The sequence below is a fragment of the Pseudomonas sp. ADAK21 genome (assembly GCF_012935735.1).
In the GTDB taxonomy this organism is placed as follows: Bacteria; Pseudomonadota; Gammaproteobacteria; order Pseudomonadales; family Pseudomonadaceae; genus Aquipseudomonas; species Aquipseudomonas proteolytica.
The window spans coordinates 3521782-3538531 of record NZ_CP052857.1; the positions used below are offsets into that span (position 1 = coordinate 3521782).

Sequence of the window (16750 nt, forward strand, 5' to 3'; positions counted from 1 at the left end):
AGGAGACTCGTTGATGGCTACTCCGATCAAGCTTGAATTTTCCGCAAAGTACGACGACCGGCACGCTCAGCAATATTTGCTCAAACACCAGGACACGTTGGCGCGCCGGCTGTCCCACAAACGCGACGAACAATTGGCCCGTGGTGCGCTGGCGATGGCCGGTGAGCCTGGCCTGGTATTGGACTTGCCGTGCGGCGCCGGGCGTTTCTGGCCGTTGCTGACAGAAAAGCCCAACCGGATCGTTATCGGTGCGGACAATTCCGAGTCCATGCTGAACATCGCCATGGGGGCGCAACCGGCGGATGTGGTCAAGCAGGTACGACCCTTGCAGACATCTGCCTTTGATATCGATTTGCCAGACAGCGCCGTGGACAGCATTTTTTGCATGCGCCTGTTGCACCACATCGGCGAGCCGGCCCACCGAATGGCGATATTGAAGGAATTTCAACGAGTTACCCGCGACAGCGTGATCATTTCATTGTGGGTGGATGGCAACTTCAAGGCCTGGAAACGCAAGCGCCTGGAAGTGCAGCGCCGCAACAAAAGTGAGCAGGAGAGTTACCGAAATCGATTTGTGTTACCGGCTGCTACTGTTGAGGCTGAGTTTGAGCAAGCTGGTTTCCGCGTCCAGGAGTATTTGGACTTCATACCGCTGTATGCCATGTGGCGAGTGTATGTATTGCGCAAGAGGTAGCAGGATGGTGGTTGAGTACGTAGCAGGCAGTCACGTAGCTCCCGAAGAGCGGTTCGAATATTTCTGGCGGCAGCAGGGCGAGTGGGTCGAGGCACCCAATCGTCGTCGAGGTGGCGAAAGCGGCGTGCAGCGGGTAATCGGGACCAATGGGCGGCTGCTCTACAGCAAGCGTCAGACCGGCCATACCTATCGCAGCTGGCTGCACCCCTTCGGGCGGCCTACGGTGCTGCGTGAGCGTGATGCGCTCAGGGGCCTGCGTTTGCTCGATGTCGGCGTTCCGGAGCTGGTGTTCTGTGGCGCCCGACGTGACCCTGAACATCAATGGAAGGCCTTGTTGGTGACGGCGTCATTGGATGGTTTCGAGGAAATCGACAACTGGTACGCCGCCGGTGGCCGCAAGCAATGCGGGGAACTGGTGCATGAGCGGCTGCTTGATGAACTGGCGCAAACCCTGGCGCGCATGCACAAAGGGCGATGGCAGCATGGCTGCTTGTACAGCAAGCATATCTTTGTGCGGGTCAGCGGTGCGGGAGAGGGCGCGACGGTCGAAGTGGCGCTGCTGGACCTGGAAAAGTGCCGCCAGCGTTTGACCGCCCGACGGGCCGCAGCCCATGACATGCAGCAATTGCGTCGCCATTCGTCGTGGAATGCCGCTGACTGGCAAAAACTCAGCTACTTTTACGAAGCGGCGTTTGGCAGCGCTATCAAGGGTTTAACCTAATGAAGCTAGAAATAGCACGAGGTTTGTTTCTGTTGGGGGCCTTGGGCATCGCCTCCCTGGCCCTGGCTGCCTGGGAGCAGCCCCGCACAGAAGTCCTCAGCGCGGTGCACAGTGGCGGGCAATGCCCGCTACCACGGATCGCCAAAACCACGGGGGTTACGCAGCCTGATCATCAGCTTTTGCTGTTTATGTTCGGGATGTCCCAAGGGATGAGGCCTGCGAGTTGAAGAGATTGACCCCCCGATAAAAGGCCTCGCATAGCGAGGCCTTTTGTTTTGTGCGTACTTGTGGGGAGGGACTAGCCCCCTCCCCACAAGTCAGTGCCGTTGCCGCACAAATGAATAGGTACTCAATCCGTCAAGGGATCACGCTTGGCCAGCAACGTATACACACACGGCAATACAAACAAAGTAAACAAGGTGCCCACCGACATCCCCGTGGCAATCACCATCCCGATATCAAACCGGCTGACCGCCCCGGCCCCGGTGGCAAAGATCAACGGCACCATGCCAAACACCATCGCTGCCGTGGTCATCAATACCGGGCGCAGGCGAATCGCTGCCGCTTCTTCCACTGCTTCGCGGGCTGTCAGCCCCTTGTCCTTGCGCAACTGGTTGGCAAACTCGACGATCAGAATCCCGTGCTTGCTGATCAGCCCGATCAACGTCACCAACCCCACCTGGGTGTAGATGTTCATGCTCGACCAACCAAGGAACAACGGGATCAACGCCCCACAGATCGATAGCGGCACTGTCACCAGTATCACCAGCGGGTCACGGAAGCTCTCGAACTGCGCCGCCAGCACCAGGAAGATGATCGCCAGTGCCAGGCCAAAGGTGACCCACAGTGCGCTGCCTTCCTGGATGAACTGGCGCGAGGCGCCGCTGTAGTCGAAGGCGTAGCCGGCCGGGGTTTCCTCGAGGGCGATCTGGCGCACGGTGTCGATAGCTTCGCCCATGCTGACAATCGGGAAACCCGAGATCAGCGCCGAGTTGAGTTGCTGGAACTGGTTCAGTTGGCGCGGCCGTGCGCGGTCGCTGACGCTGATCAGGGTCGACAGCGGCAGCAGTTCGCCCTGGGTGTTTTTCACGTAGTAATTGTTCAGCCATTCGGGGTTGTCCCGGTAGGCCCGCTCGACCTGGGCGATGACCTTGTAGCTGCGGCCATCAATGGTGAACCGGTTGATTTCCGCTTCCGCCAGCAAAGTCGCCAGGGTGCTGCCCAGGTCCTGCATCGAGACGCCCATCTGCGCCGCCTTGGCTCGGTCGATATCCACCACCACCTCGGGTTTGTCGAACGCCAGGTCGATGTCCACGAAGGCGAACTTGCCCGACTCCATGGCGCGTTTTTTCACACGATCGGCCACTTGCAGCAATGACTCATAGTCATTGGGCGTGTTGATCACAAAACCAAAGGGCAGGCCCTCGCCAGTGCCCGGCAGCGATGGCAGGTTGAAGCCAAATACCTGCAAGCCCGGAATCTGCTCCAGGCGCTTTTGCACCTCCGGCAGGATTTGCATCTGGGTGCGCTCGCGCTCGTTCCACGGCTTGAGCAGGAAGCCGCCGATACCCGATTGCACGCCATTGAAGCCATTGATCTGGAACGAGGAGTAATACTCCGGGAAGTCCTTGAAGATCGCGATGAACTCGTCGGTGTAGGTGTTCAGGTAGTCCAGGTTGGTCGGCTGCGGTGCGCTGGCCATCATGAAGATAATGCCCTGGTCTTCGTCCGGGGCCAGTTGCGACTGGGTGAACTTGAGGAACACCGGGATCAGGCACAGCACGATCAGGGCAAACACGATCACCACCGGCCGGGTGTTCAAGGTGCCGTGCAACAGGCTCTGGTAGCGGCGCTTGAGGCCCTCGAAGATCCGGTCCAGGCGATGGGCCAGGCCGCTGGGGTTTTCGTCGTGGCGCAACAGCAGGGCGCACATCATCGGCGACAGGGTCAGGGCGACGATACCGGAAATCACCACCGCCCCGGCCAGGGTCAGGGCGAACTCCTTGAACAGGGCCCCGGTCAGCCCCTCCAGGAAGCCGATGGGCGCATACACCGCCGCCAGGGTGATGGTCATCGACACCACCGGCACCGCAATCTCCCGCGCGCCTTCCAGCGCGGCGTCCAGTGGTTTCTTGCCGTCTTCGATATGGCGGTGGATGTTCTCCACCACCACAATCGCATCGTCCACCACCAGGCCGATGGCCAGGACCATAGCCAGCAGCGTCAGCAGGTTGATGGAGTAGCCCATCAGTTGCATGAAAAACAGCACGCCAATCATCGACAGCGGAATGGTAACCACCGGGATCACCACCGAGCGCAGCGCCCCGAGAAACAGGAACACCACGACGATCACGATCAGCACCGCTTCAAACAGGGTCTTGACCACCTCGTTGATGGACGCCTGGATAAACAGCGTGGCGTCGTAGGCAATTTCTGCCTTGAGGTTGGGCGGCAGTTGGGATTCCAGCTCCGGCATGATCTTGCGCACCTCTTTGATCACATCCAGCGGGTTGGCGCTGGGCGTGGCCTTGATGCCGATATACACCGAGGGTGTGCCGCCAAAGGAGCTGATGGCGTTGTAGTTTTCCGCGCCCATTTCCACCCGGGCCACGTCGCCGAGCAGCACCCGGCTGTCGCCATCGGTCTTCACGGTGATGGCAGCGAAGGCTTCGGCGGTCTTGAGGTCGGTGTTGGCATTGATGCTGGTGACCACATACTCGCCTTTCACTTCACCGGCGGCAGAGAGAAAGTTGTAGTTGCGCACGGCATTGGTGACGTCGCCGGCGCTCAGGCCGAACCCCGCGAGCTTGACCGGGTCCAGCCACAGGCGCATGGCAAATACCTGATTGCCGAGGATCTCGGCTTCGGCCATGCCAGGCAGGGTCGCCAACTTGGGCTGGATCACCCGCGACAGGTAGTCGGTGATCTGCGGGTTGCTCAGTTGTTGGCTGGAGAAGCTGATGTACATCAGGGCCGACGCATCTGCGGCCTCTTTGCTCAATACCGGATCTTCAGCGTCTTGCGGCAGCTTGTTCTTCACCTCGTTGGCCTTGGCCAACAGTTCGGTGAACAGGCGGTCGCTGTTGGCGCCGATCCGCGCATAGATGGAAATCACCGAGAAGTTCTGGCGACTGACCGAGGTCATGTAGTCGATGCCTTCGGCGCTCGCCAGGCTTTGCTGCAACGGCTGTGTGATGTAGCCCTGGATGGTCTCGGCATTGGCCCCCGGGTAAGCGGTGGTCACCGTGATCAGCGCATTTTCCATGGACGGGTATTGGCGCAACGGTAGTTTGCTGTAGGCCTGGAAACCCAACAGCACGATCAGCAGGCTGACCACCATGGCCAGCACCGGACGGCGGATAAACGTGTCGGTAAACGCCATGGCTCAGTTCCTTGAACCGTCGTTGCGCGGAGGTTGGCCAGGAGTGGCCGGCAGGTTTTTGTCTGCGGTGATAGCAATATGCGCGCCGGTGTCGAGCTTGAGTTGGCCGGCGCTGACCACTTGCTCGCCGCTGCTCAGGCCCTTGGTCACCAGCACCAGGCCATCGCGTCGTTCGCCGGTCTCGATAAAGCGCCGTTCGGCGATCAATATCGGTTGACCGTTGGCATCCTTTTCGAGGCTGCCGTCTTCGCTCTTCTTCTGCGCCACCACATAGGCCGAGTTGCCGTAGAGGGTGTAGGTGATCGCACTTTCCGGTATCACCACCTGTGCCTGCGGATCGGGCAACAGCACTTGCAGGCTGCTGAACATGCCCGGCAGCAGTTTGTTATCCGGGTTGGCCAGGGTTGCCCGCACCAGTACGTTACGGGTGCTGCTTTCGACTTTGGGGTTGATGGCGCTGAGGGTGCCGGGGAAGGTCAGTGTCGGGTAGGCCGAGACATGCACCTGTACTTCCTGGCCGACCGCCAGCTTGGGCACCGATTGCTCGGGCACATAGAAGTCCACGTAGAGGCTGCTCAGGTCCTGCAAGGTGGCGATCACCGTGCCGCTGGCCAGATAGTCGCCGACATCCACCTGGCGAATGCCGATGGTGCCGCTGAATGGCGCGACGATGTGTTTCTTGGCCAGGGACGCCTTGAGCTGGTTGACCGTGGCCTTGTTTTTTTGCAGTTGCGCCGAGAGTCGGTCGAACTCGCCCTTGGAGATCGCCTGGCTGCCCACCAGTTGGCTGCCGCGCCCGTAGTCGAGCTGGGCCAAACCGAGGTCGGCCTGGGCGGTTTGTAGCAGGGCGTCTTCCACTGCGCTGTCCAGTTGCACCAGCGGTTGCCCGGCCTTGACCTTTTGCCCGGACTCGAACTGCACGTTCTTGACGGTACCGGCAATCTCCAGGGCGAGGTTCACCCCTTGTAACGCCTTGAGTGTACCCACCGCCGGCAGGCGCTGTTGCCAGGGCTGTTCGACCGCCGTGGCCACCGCCACGCTGATCGGTGGTTTGGGCGCGGAAAAGACCTGGATCTGCTGATAGATGGAAAAGGCCTTATAGCCCGCCAACAGCAGGACGATTAGCAGGGCAACGGCCAACATGATCAGCATGCGACGACGCAGCATATTCCGGTTCCTTGGAAAAAACTGAGGCAGACGAAGACGAACGATTTGGCACATTACTCCGAGTGCCTGGGGGATTCCAACTGGCATTTTTTGCCGTCAGCCCCCCTGCAGGCGCCGGCAAGCCGGCGCCTGCGATCAGATCAGATGCAGATGGTTGTCCCAGAGCCCTGCCGGCAATTCCAGGGGCTTGGCCACCAGTTGTGGCTGCCGGCAATCGTAGAAGCGGCAGCGGCCCTGGCCTGAAGTCACGACAAACCCATCCGCCACTGCACCCACGCCGGCGCAGTCGGGCAACGGCCCGTCCAGGCGCAGTTCGCCGCTGTCCATGTCCCAGATAAAAAGGCGATTGCCCCGTGGTGCGGTCAGTGCCACCAGGCGCAACTCACTGTGCACGGCGACGCTGGCGGTGTAGTGCCCCATGGCCTGCAATTGCTCGTCGGCCACCGGGAACGCCACGAACGGCTGGCCCGGACGCTTGATCGCCAACAGCTCGGAACGCTCATGCGAAGGCCCCATGAACTGTTGCCCGGTGAGGATCGTGCCATCGCTGGCGATCCCCATATGGCGCACGCTGTTCATCTGCTGACCGAGGGTTTCCTTGCTCAACAGCGTACCGTCGCGCTGCATCAGCACCAGGCTGGGCTCCATGGCGTCGAGGTTCATCTCGACCCGGCTCTCGGCCTCGGTGCGAATACCGCCATTGGCCACGATCAGGGTTTCACCGTCGGGCATCCACGACACCTGGTGCGGGCCGATGCCGTGGGTTGAAATCTCACCCGTGTGCACCAGGCGCTCACCTTCGAACTTGTACACGCCCAACAGGCCGCGACCCGGGTCAGTGGTGTCGTTTTCCGTGGCGTACAGCCAGTCGCCGCTCTTGTGGATCACCGCATGGCCATAGAAGTGCCGGTTGGCCTGGGACGTCACGGTTTGCAGGAGCGTGCCGTCGCGCAGGTCCACCAGGTAGCTCTCGGTGCCTGGGCGGCGGGCCACGAACAGGGCGATGGGCAGGGTCGGGTGGTTGATGATGTCGTGGCAGCGCTGGCCGACCTGGGTGGCGAACACCTGGGTGCCATCCAGGCGATAGCCCACGGCGTAGTGCTTGCCGTCGCCATCATCCCGGGCCGACAGCAGCAGTGGGCTGTCGCCCTTGCGCTTGAACAGCGTCCAGCCGCCCAGAGTAATTGCACTGAGCAGCACGCTACCGATGGCCAAAGCCTGTCGCCTGAGCATCATCAGTCACCGTCGTTGGCGTTGAAGCCCAGTTGGATGCCCAGCGCCTTGGCCAATTCGCCTTCGTGCAGGCGGTGGACGACGTTGAGGCTGTCGTAGATATCGTTGAGTTGCTGGCGCCCGGCGTCGTCGGCCAGCAGGTCGTTGAGCGAGCGCTGGTTGCTGTCGAACAGTTTCAGGGAAGCAGCGTAGGCCGCATCGACCTTCTCGGCCAACGGCTTCTGGTCGGCGGGCAGCAGACCGCGCAGGCCTTTGTTGTCGACCCCGACCCATACGGTCTGGGCCGCCGCGAGGCTGGCTCGCAAGCCTTGCAGGGACGACTGGCTGCGCCACGCATCGGCCTGGAACGGCTGGGGGATGCCCTTGGACAGGCGACCCATGGGCGTGCCGAGCTTTTTCTTCAGGGTGTCGAGGGCCGTGACCTGCACGCGCAGCAGTTCGGCGATGGCTTCGTGGGAATCGGCGTAGCGCTGGTTGGGGAACTTGGTCATCTGCGCGAGCATGCCGTCGGTGCTGTTCCAACTGGCGAGGATTTCCTCGGCGAGTTGTTTCTGACGCTCGCCGATGGCGATCAGCAGCGGGCAGTAGCGGGCTTTCTGGGCGTCGTTGGCGATGTCGGTCTTGGCGTCATACAGGATGTATTCGTAGGCCGACAGGCCTTGCACCACGACGCTGGACTTGGCCAGGGCGGCGGCATCGATCTGCGGCTGGGCGGTGGCCAGTTGCTCGACCTGGCGGCCGACGAGGTTTTTCTTGTCGGGCCAGAACTGCACCTGCCAGGCACGATTGCCCTCGGCCAGTGGGCCGATCAGCAGCGGTTGCAACTCGGCCCAGGCTTTTTGCGCGTGGAGGAAGTCGGCGCGGGCGGTCTCCAGGGATTCCTTGCCTTGGCAATACGCCAGGGCGCTGACGGCCAATTGCCGGTCAGCTTCGACCCAACGGCTGTAGGTCGGCAGGATCACTTGCTTGGCGATGGCGGCCGAAGTAACCGCTTGCGGATCCTGTGGCGAGCAAGCGCCCAGGGCGAGGGCGGCAAGGCTGGTGAACAACAACTTGGGACGGAACATGTCGAGCTCCCTTCATTAATTGGGGCAAAGCTTATAGAGAATTCAGGAACGCGAGCAACGCGGCGCGCTGCTCGGCGCTAAATGACAACACATGCTGCTGCGCCGCCTGGGCTTCACCGCCGTGCCACAGCACGGCTTCAAGCAGGTTGCGGGCGCGGCCGTCATGCAGGAACTGGGTGTGGCCACTGACGTTTTGCGTCAGGCCGATGCCCCACAACGGCGGCGTGCGCCAGTCGCGGCCACCGGCCTTGAATTCGGTACGGTTATCGGCCAGGCCCTCGCCCATATCGTGCAGCAACAGGTCGGTGTAGGGGCGAATCACCTGGTTGGCCAGCTCAGGTTCAGCGGCGTTGGCTGCGGTGGTGAATTTCGGCGTATGGCACGACTGGCAGCCAGCCTGGAAGAACAGGTTCTTGCCGGCCAGCACTTGTTGTTCGTTGACATCACGGCGCGCCGGTACGGCCAGGTTGCGGGTATAGAACAGCACCAGGCGCAGGATGTTATCGCTGACTTCCTGCTCGCCATTTTCGCCGTTGCCGTTGGGCGCCTGCTTACAGGCAACCTGTGCGTCGGTGCAGTCATCGAAGGGGCGCAGGCTGGTCGTCAGGCCCATGTCACCCGAAAACGCGTGAACATTTTGTTGATTGAGGTTCGGTTGCCCGGCTTTCCAGCCGAAACGGCCGAGCACGGTTTTTTGTCGGGCATCATCCCAGACCCAGTTCGGGCGGCCGAACACGCCGTTTTTGTCCGGGCGTTTGCTGGCGTTTTGCAGGATGTCTGCGTCGCTGATGGCTTCGAGCAAACCCAGGCCGATCATCGGCGGAGCCACGCGGGCGGAAAACCGCGTATCGGGGTGCATCGCCCCGTAGCCGAGCTGGGTAATCTGCAGGCTCGGCTTGCGCAACTCGACCACTGTGCCGTCCTTGAATGTGACGTTGACCGGCGTGTAGTCGACCCGCACCTTGCCTTCCGGGACTACGCCGGGCACGGCCATGTCCTGCAACTGCCCGCCGTACACCGGCTCGGGGACGATACCCAGTTGCTCGATGACCTTGGCATAGGGCGGCGAATCCGGGATCGACAGACGCACCAACATCGACACCGCATTGCTGGCCTCGGGCAAGGGCGGATGGCCGCGCCCGTCCTTGATGTGGCAGTTCTGGCAGGCATTGGTGTTGAACAGCGGCCCCAGCCCATCGCGGGCGGTGGTAGTGGCCGGGGCGATCACCCACGGATTGCGGAAAAAGCTGTTGCCGACGCTGAAGTCCAGGCGACGGGTCGGCGCCAGGTTCGCTGAAGGCAGCGAAAAGGCATTCTGGTCTGTCTTCCTTACCGTCGTGCTGCCTCCCGAACGCGCCTCACCCGGCTCGGCCTGGGTAAACGTCGGCGGCGCGGCGTCATCGCAGGCACTCAGGCTCACGGCCACCAAGAGTGCAGACAGGCGAAGAAGCAAACGGGGCATCGATAATCCTGGAAGACGGGCGACGGTGGATGAAATTCAGGGGGCAAAGTCTAACAGGGCGGGGCGGATTGAATAAGAGCAATTATCGTTTGCTCCAATCTGATGCATTCCCGCTAGAATGGCCGCACATTTTTCCTGGAGGTGGCCAATGCAGGCTCTCGACGCTTTGCTCAACCGTGTTTCCGTGCCGCGCCTGCTGGAGCCGGCGCCTACTGCCGAACAGCGCGAAGTGCTGTTCGCGGCAGCCATGCGTGCGCCGGATCATGGCCAGTTGCGGCCTTGGCGTTTTCTCACCGTGGAAGGCCCGGTCCGCGAGCAGATGGGCACCCTGCTGGCCGAAGCGGCCCGCCTGCAAGACCCCGCAGCACCGCAAGCGGTGATCGACAAGGCACAGAACGGCCCGTTGCGTGCACCGTTGGTAGTGGTGGTGATTGCCCGTCTGCAAGAACACTTCAAGGTGCCCAAGTCCGAGCAACTGCTGGCGGCGGCCTGTGCGGCCCACGGTATTCTGCTGGCGGCCTATGCCCAGGGGATTGGCGCAGTGTGGCGCACTGGGGAGTTGTCGTATTCGGCGCATGTGGCCAAGGGGTTGGGGCTGGGCGCGGGTGAGGAGGTGATTGGCTTCCTGTATCTGGGTACCGCGCAGAACCCACCGCGTACGGCGGCAAAGGAAGACCTCACCGCGTTTGTCAGTGCCTGGACCGGTCTCTGACCTCACACTGTGTGGGAGCTGGCTTGCCTGCGATACAGATGCCTCGGTGCTTCAGTGAAACAGAGGTGATGCTATCGCAGGCAAGCCAGCTCCCACATAAGCCAGCTCCCACATGGGTATTTGGGTCTACACCCGGAACTGATCCATCAGTTTCATCTGCTGGTTGGCCAATGCATTCAACTGGCTGCTGATCGCCGCTGATTCTGTCGCCTGGCCGGTCAGGGTCTCGGTCACGGTACGGATCGCCGAGACGTTGCGGTTGACCTCTTCGGCTACGGCGCTTTGTTCTTCGGCGGCGCTGGCGATTTGCAGGTTCATGTCGCTGATCACCGTCACCGCATCACTGATCTTGCCCAGGGCCTGTACGGCTTGTTGGATCTGCCCGGCATTGCTCTGCGCCTGGCTCTGGCTCGAATGCATGGTGGTCACCACCCCACGGGTCGCGCTCTGGATGCGTTCGATCACCAGGCGGATTTCCTCCACCGAATCCTGGGTGCGTCGCGCCAGGTTGCGCACTTCGTCTGCGACCACCGCAAAACCCCGCCCGCTTTCCCCGGCGCGTGCGGCTTCAATCGCGGCATTGAGGGCCAGCAGGTTGGTCTGCTCGGCAATGCTGCGGATCACTTCCAGGACCGAGCCGATCTGCTCGCTGTTGACCGCCAGGGCTTCAACTTCGGTCACGGCCTTGCTGACTTCCTCGGCAAGGGTGGTGATATCCCGGGTGCTGCGTTCGATGATCGCCAGGCCCTCGCGGGCTGACTGATCGGCACCGCGAGCTGCACTGGCAGCGTTAGAGGCGCTGTTGGCCACATCATGGGCGGTGGCGCTCATCTCGTTGGAGGCGGTTGCCACCTGGTCGATCTCGCGGAACTGCACCTGCATGCCTTCACTGGTCTGGCGCGCGATTTCCGAGGACTGATCGGCAGTGCCTCGGGCTTCGGTGATGCTCTGTTTAATCTGGGCAATGGTCGGTTGCAGTTTGTCGAGGAAGCGGTTGAACCAACTGACCAGCTCCCCCAGTTCATCTTTTTTCGTGTAGGCCAGGCGTTGGGTCAGGTCGCCGTCGCCGCTGGCAATGTCCTTGAGCATCGCTGCCACGCTGTTGATCGGGCGAGTCACGCCTGTGGCCGTCAGCCATATCAGCAACAGCCCCAGCAGGCCGGCCGCAGCGCCCACCAGCAGCGCTTGCAGTGTGCCTCGGGCCTGGGCGTCGTCGAGCACGCCTTGCAACTTGACCGAATCGGCCAGCAGCACGTCCTTGGGCAGCTTGATCACCACGCCCCAGGGCTTGGCCTCGGCAATCGGCTTGACTGGGTACACCGCGCGGATCGTGTCGTCTTGCTCGCGCACCTTGCGCGTGTCACTGGCCAGCAGTTGCACGATCTCTTTGCCTTCGCCACCCAGCACATCAACGATGCTTTTGCCGACCTTGACCGGCTCACCGCTGTAACTGGCGATCAGGCCGCTGCTGGAGAGGACTTCCATGACGCCGGCGCCGTCGAACAGCTCTTTTTGCGCGGTATTGGCCGCCGCTTGCAGGGCGTCCAGCGCAATATCGACGCCGATCACACCAATCACCTTGCCATCTGCCAGCAGCGGCAGCGAGATAGTGGTCATCAGCATCGCCTTGCCGGCGACTTCGTCGGCGTACGGGTCCAGCAGGCAAACGTTGCGGGTATCCCGTGGGCAGGTGTACCAGATGTTGTAGGGCGTACCGCTGAGGTTGAGGGTGGTCTTGGTCAGGTCCGCTTCCACCATCACCGTGTTCAGGCCTTCACCGCCGGCGCGGCTCCAGTAGCTGGAAAAACGCCCGACTTCGTTGGAAGCGCGCAGTTTGTCGTCGACAAATTCGCTGTCCCTGCCATCCAGGCCGTTGGGTTCAAACGACAACCAGATCCCCAGCACCTTGGTATTGCGCTCGAAGGCGGTCTTGATCCGCTGGTTGAGCTCCTCGCGCACGGCCCCAGCTTCCAGCGAGCGCTTGGCGGCCATGTTGCGCAAGTCCTTGACCTGGTCGGCGAGGGCGGTGACCACCAACAGGCTTTCGCCGAAGGCTTTCTGTAACTGCACGGCTTGCTCGGCGGCCTTGGACTGGAGCAGGTTCTCCACGCTGGTGGTGAGCATGCGCGAGCTGGAGGCGCTGACCAGTTGGTCGTTCTGGTTGGTCTGGTAGATGTTCAGGCTGACGATCAATGCAATCACCCCCAACAGGCAGAGGCCAGACAGCAGCACGATTTTCAAGCGGATGGAGAGGGTGTCGAACATGGGCTTACTCGCGATTGGACTTGTTGGTGTGCAAGCAGGGCAACGGCCAAGTCCATTCGGCGCTATGCCCGCAACATCGGCACCGGCGGGTAATTCATGAGGGGCAGGCGATCAGCGGTAGCGCTCAGGTCGCGGTTTGCGCGAGACGTTCGGGGCGTGACCAGATCCACAGGTTGCCCAGACTCATCCCGGCGATGGCCAGGTAGATCGGCCAGCCGTGATCGAGCATCACCAGCATCAGGCCGGCACACAGCAGCATGCTCACGGTGGCGCTGACCTTGGCCCGGCGCGCAATGATCTTGCCGTTGCGCCAGTTGAACAGGATCGGCCCGAACAGGCGGTGGTTTTCCAGCCAGGCGCTCAGGCGTGGCGAACTCTTGGTGGCGGCCCAGGCAGCCAGCAGGATGAATTCGGTGGTGGGCAGGCCCGGCACGACAATCGCAATCAAGCCGATCCCCAGGCTGACGTAGGCCAGCAGGCCGAACAGGATTCGGGCGAGTTTGGAGGAGGATTGGGTTGTGCCGGTCATAGGTACGATTTGTATGGGGTGCGAAAAATCTGAAAGTGCAGTGCGATCAATATGTAGGAACTGGCCTGTGTGGGAGCTGGCTCCTACACAAGCCAGCTCCTACACCAGCAGGGGATCAGGCCAGTTCTGGGGCGCTAGCGTACGCCTGTTCCAGCAACACGGTGAAGCGTACGAATGCATCCACCGCACCTTTTTCCGCTGCCGCTTCTTCTTCGGCGCTCAGTTCCAGGCCGTCGAGGGTACGGGTGAAGCTCTTCCAGCCTTCGGCACGGCCACCGGCTGGTTCGCCCAGGTGGCGGGCACCGAAGGTTTCGCTCAGGCCCAGGCCGACGGCGCGCTTGATCAGGAACGCAGCGCCAAGCTTGGAACCTTCGGACACGAACAGCCAGCCCAGGGCTTGGGCCTTGCTCGGGTTCTGCACGGCACCGGCCACAGGGGCGGGTACTTCGGTTTCCAGGTCGGCCAGGTCCAGTTTGGCGGCTTCGGCGCGGCAGCGCTCGGCCAGGTCCGGGAACAGCTTGATCAGCTCGGGATCGTTGTACAGCGCCACCAGTTCCGACTGGAACAGGTACTGGGCGACGACAAAACGGGCGAAGTTGGCCTGGGTTTCGAACGGGGCGTGGGCCTTGACCAGTGCGTCGAGCTTGGTATGTGGCTCGTTGGTGATCTGGTTCAGGCGCTGGGAGCGCAGGCTTGCACGTTCTGCGGTGGTGGAAGCGGTCATGGGATGTCCTTGAGAAGGAAAAGCGCCTTATTGCCAGGCTGTTATTACTAGACGAACAAGAAGACGCGTCACAGTAAAAAAACCTCACCCCGCTGGCGATAAATCCGGCGGGGTGGGGTTGCAGGGATCAGATGTCCCAGATCAGGTTGATCGCGAAGTTGCGACCGGGCTGGGTCAGCCGGTCCAGGCTGGCCGGCGAGGTCACGCCGGCTTCACCCACACCGTCGTAGCTGCGCACGTCATCCCAGTTCCAGTATTTCTTGTCGGTCAGGTTGTACAGGCCGCCGTTGACGGTCAGATCGTTGGTGACTTTGTAGAAACCCGTCAGGTCGACAATGCCAAAGCCCGGGGTCTTGAACGGGCCGTTGGCGGTGATGCCGTCCGGTGCAAAGAAGGTGGTGCTGTCCACTCGATTCTGTTGCTTGACCAGGGTCCAACTGACCAGCGCACCGTAGTTATCCTGGTCGTAGCCCAGGCCAAACACACCCTTGAGCGGGTTGACGCTGTTGAGCGGCTGGCCGGTTTCGTCATTGCGACCGTGGGCGTACGCAATCGCGCCTTTGGTGTACAGGCCTTGCGGTGCGCCGAAGGCGTCCAGGTTCAAGCGGCCTTTGACTTCCATGCCCTTGATGGTGGCGCGCTTGATGTTGCCTGGCTGGAAGATGGTGCCAGACGGGCCCAGCGCGGCGTTGTCTTCGTCGATGAAGTCGCGGTACTTGTTGTAGAACACCGCGACGTCGAAATTGCCCTCATCGAAATTGCCACGGATCCCTGTTTCGTAGCTTTTGCTGGTTTCCGGCTTGAGGCTCGAGTTGGGCTCGACGACATAGCCTTCACCCAGGTTTTCAAAGCGGCCGTACAACGCTTTGGCCGATGGTGTGCGGAAACCTTCGGCGTACTGGCCGAACCAGGTGTATTGCTCGGTCAACGCGTAGGTCACGCCGAGTTTCGGCGAGAAGCGGTGCCAGGTTTTGTTCGCGTCGTCGTGGGGGTACTTGCGGTCCGGGTCGGTGGTGTTGAGGAACTCTTCAGTCAGCTTGGGTTTGAGCTGGATGTAGTCGTAGCGCAGGCTGGGCAGGAAGGTCCAGTCATTCCAGCTGATCTGATCCTGGGCGAACAGCGCGTAGCTGTTGATGGTCGGGTCAGGGAAGTCGCTGGCTTTTTTCACGCTGTCGCTGGGCGATGGGCTTGGGGCACCGATGGCCGTACAGCCGGCACCGACAGCCAGGCAGGTCGCCGCGCCTTCGCGCGAACCGGTGACTTTCTGTTGCTTGATCGTGGTGCCATAGGTCACGACATGACCGGTGTCGCCGATGGCGAAGGCTTTGTCCAGTTGGGCGTCGAACACCCACTGTTTTTCTTCGTAGAGAGTGTCGCGGGTACGCAGCACGCGACGGCCCACCTGATAGATCTCGGCGGTGGACTGGTCGGTCTTGGCGATCTGGTAGTTGAGGCTGGTCTTGATGTGATCGGCAAACGGGGCGTCGAGTGCAAACTTGTTTTCCAGGCCAAAACGCTCGCGGGTGATGGTGTCGTTACCGCGACGGTCACGATAGAAGTTCATGCCTTGACCTTGAAGGAAAAGCCCACCCACCGCGCTTTTCTGGTTGATGTCGCGGTCGTCCTTGTACTTCTCGTAGGTCAGGCCCAGGCGGTTGTCTTCGCCATAGTTCCAGCCCAGCTTGGCCAGCACGTTGGTGGTGCGTACGTCTTCCGGGTTGGCGCCGGTACGGGCCAGGCCGGTGGCGTTGTTGCCGTTGTAGGATTCCATCTCATGGCCATTACGCTGGCTCAGGTGCAGCAAACCATCGAAGTCCTGCACGCGCCCGGCGACGGTGCCGGAGGTCAGCCAGCTTTCGTCGGCTGAGCTGTAGCCGGTCTTCAGTCGTGCGCCAACGTCCTGGCCGGGCTTGATGATGTCGTCCGGGTCGAGGGTGAAGTAGCTGACGGCGCCGCCGATGGCGCTGCTGCCGTACAGGGCCGAGGCCGGGCCGCGGATGATTTCCACGCGCTTGATGATTTCCGGGTCGACATAGTTGCGACGGGTCTTGGCGTACGGGCCGTTGAAGAAGTTGTCCGGGACTTCTACGCCGTCCACCTGGGTGAGGATGCGGTCACCGTCGATACCACGGATGTTGTAGCCCGAATTACCGGAGCGGGTGCCGGCACCGCCCACCGAGACACCGGGCTCGTAGCGCACCAGTTCGCGGATGGTGTTGACGTTCTGGCGGTCCAGTTCCTCGCGCTCATGCAAGCTGACGGTGCTGGGCACGCTATCGACCGCCTGTTCTGTACGGGTGGCGCTGATGGTCATTTGTTGCAGGGTGATGGCACTCCCCGCCGTGCGCTTTTCCAGGACGATGTTGTTATTGCCCAGTTTGCGGTAGTTCAGATTGGTCCCCACCAACAGCCGGTCCAGGGCCTTTTCCGGGGTCAGCGAACCGCGCGCGCCGGGGGAGGAAACCCCTTGGCCCAGTTCGGCGGGCAGGCCGATCTGCCAGCCGGTGACGGCGGTAAAGGCGTTGAGTGCCGATACCAGGGGTTGCTGCTCGATGCTGAAAGTGTAATTGGCGTGGCTGCGCGCAGCGGGTTCGGCCGCATTGGCCGTGAGCACCGGGCTGCCGGCCAGCAGGATCGCGGCGGTCAGCAGGCACAGCGTGGGCGAAGAGGACCGGCGGTTGAAACGAGAGGACATCGAGAGCGCTCCGAGGGACGAGTCTTATAGTTGCGAGCCTGAATCAAATAGGAATCAGTTGCATTGGCTAAGACGAGACGTACCAGCAGGGGCTATCGA

The 16750-nt window shown here is 61.7% G+C and carries 13 protein-coding genes and 1 pseudogene; 4 read left to right on the forward strand and 10 right to left on the reverse strand.

The genetic code is table 11. The features are described from left to right. Positions 1 to 13 precede the first annotated feature (13 nt). Genes HKK57_RS15970 through HKK57_RS26990 form a run of 3 tightly spaced genes read left to right on the forward strand, consistent with a single transcriptional unit; the run spans position 14 to position 1642 of the window. Positions 14 to 694 (forward strand): class I SAM-dependent methyltransferase, encoded by a 681-nt coding sequence (locus HKK57_RS15970; protein ID WP_029295381.1) that lies wholly within the window; start codon positions 14 to 16, stop codon positions 692 to 694. A 4-nt stretch (positions 695 to 698) separates the two neighbouring features. Continuing rightward, the gene (locus HKK57_RS15975; protein WP_070994462.1) at positions 699 to 1415 is read left to right on the forward strand and encodes a lipopolysaccharide kinase InaA family protein; all 717 of its coding nucleotides are present in this window, start codon (positions 699 to 701) and stop codon (positions 1413 to 1415) included. After that, positions 1415 to 1642, forward strand: a complete 228-nt coding sequence (locus HKK57_RS26990; protein ID WP_029295386.1) for a hypothetical protein — start codon at positions 1415 to 1417, stop codon at positions 1640 to 1642. The genes HKK57_RS15975 and HKK57_RS26990 overlap by 1 nt, the downstream gene beginning before the upstream one ends. Before the next feature lie 122 nt (positions 1643 to 1764). Here the strand turns inward: HKK57_RS26990 and HKK57_RS15985 are convergent, their stop codons facing one another. The 5 genes from HKK57_RS15985 to HKK57_RS16005 all read right to left on the reverse strand — a co-directional run bounded on the left by HKK57_RS15985 (position 1765) and on the right by HKK57_RS16005 (position 9726). After that, a complete protein-coding gene (locus HKK57_RS15985; protein ID WP_169390407.1) occupies positions 1765 to 4797 on the reverse strand; it encodes a multidrug efflux RND transporter permease subunit in 3033 nt (1010 codons plus the stop codon). 3 nt (positions 4798 to 4800) lie between these two features. Further along, positions 4801 to 5964: an efflux RND transporter periplasmic adaptor subunit gene (locus tag HKK57_RS15990; protein ID WP_070994461.1), complete on the reverse strand. Its 1164-nt coding sequence runs from the start codon at positions 5962 to 5964 to the stop codon at positions 4801 to 4803. Between the two features lie 135 nt (positions 5965 to 6099). Then, positions 6100 to 7197, reverse strand: coding sequence for a DUF1513 domain-containing protein (locus HKK57_RS15995; RefSeq protein WP_169391200.1), 1098 nt, complete (start codon positions 7195 to 7197; stop codon positions 6100 to 6102). Between the two features lie 2 nt (positions 7198 to 7199). After that, positions 7200 to 8264 carry an imelysin family protein gene (locus HKK57_RS16000; RefSeq protein ID WP_029295394.1) on the reverse strand — a complete coding sequence of 355 codons (1065 nt, stop codon included), beginning with the start codon at positions 8262 to 8264 and terminating at the stop codon, positions 7200 to 7202. A gap of 31 nt (positions 8265 to 8295) precedes the next feature. Then, entirely contained in the window at positions 8296 to 9726 is a 1431-nt protein-coding gene (locus HKK57_RS16005) for a di-heme oxidoreductase family protein (RefSeq protein ID WP_070994459.1), read from the reverse strand. A 148-nt stretch (positions 9727 to 9874) separates the two neighbouring features. On the opposite strand from HKK57_RS16005, the gene HKK57_RS16010 reads away from it, so the two are divergent. Further along, positions 9875 to 10438: a nitroreductase family protein gene (locus HKK57_RS16010; protein ID WP_169390408.1), complete on the forward strand. Its 564-nt coding sequence runs from the start codon at positions 9875 to 9877 to the stop codon at positions 10436 to 10438. 126 nt (positions 10439 to 10564) lie between these two features. Here the strand turns inward: HKK57_RS16010 and HKK57_RS27345 are convergent, their stop codons facing one another. The 5 genes and pseudogenes from HKK57_RS27345 to HKK57_RS16030 all read right to left on the reverse strand — a co-directional run bounded on the left by HKK57_RS27345 (position 10565) and on the right by HKK57_RS16030 (position 16651). Further along, positions 10565 to 11320: a methyl-accepting chemotaxis protein gene (locus tag HKK57_RS27345; protein ID WP_371128906.1), complete on the reverse strand. Its 756-nt coding sequence runs from the start codon at positions 11318 to 11320 to the stop codon at positions 10565 to 10567. 102 nt (positions 11321 to 11422) lie between these two features. Next, positions 11423 to 12703: pseudogene (locus HKK57_RS27350) on the reverse strand (PDC sensor domain-containing protein); the annotation flags it as partial. 124 nt (positions 12704 to 12827) lie between these two features. Then, positions 12828 to 13232, reverse strand: a complete 405-nt coding sequence (locus HKK57_RS16020; protein WP_070994457.1) for a YbaN family protein — start codon at positions 13230 to 13232, stop codon at positions 12828 to 12830. Between the two features lie 115 nt (positions 13233 to 13347). After that, the gene (locus HKK57_RS16025; protein ID WP_104910805.1) at positions 13348 to 13956 is read right to left on the reverse strand and encodes a biliverdin-producing heme oxygenase; all 609 of its coding nucleotides are present in this window, start codon (positions 13954 to 13956) and stop codon (positions 13348 to 13350) included. Positions 13957 to 14083: 127 nt separating this feature from the next. Further along, entirely contained in the window at positions 14084 to 16651 is a 2568-nt protein-coding gene (locus tag HKK57_RS16030) for a TonB-dependent receptor (protein ID WP_169390409.1), read from the reverse strand. Positions 16652 to 16750 lie beyond the last annotated feature (99 nt).